This window comes from Martelella sp. FLE1502, assembly GCF_053484255.1.
The window spans coordinates 1-255 of record NZ_JBAKFQ010000077.1; the positions used below are offsets into that span (position 1 = coordinate 1).

The following is a 255-nucleotide window of genomic DNA, read 5'->3' on the forward strand; positions in this document are numbered from 1 at the left end:
CATTTTATCGCCCGGGTACCCGTTGATGCTCGCTAACCTGATTGAATTTGTCTCTAACCACTATGTACTCAGCAGCCTGTTCGTGGCGCTGTTGATCCTTCTGTTCATCACCGAGACACGCAAGGGTGGCAAGAGCCTGAGCAATCGTGAACTGACGGCGCTGGTCAACAGTGGCGAGGGCGTCGTGTTGGACGTGCGCGTCAAGAAGGAGTTCGATGCCGGCCATATCGTCGATGCATTGAACATTCCCTACGA

At 54.1% G+C, this 255-nt stretch carries 1 protein-coding gene; it reads left to right on the plus strand.

What is annotated here, in order from left to right; translation table 11 throughout:
- Nucleotides 1–25: 25 nt before the first annotated feature.
- Nucleotides 26–255: rhodanese-like domain-containing protein (locus tag V6767_RS22745; RefSeq protein WP_448475516.1), on the plus strand; the 230-nt coding region annotated here is incomplete at its 3' end.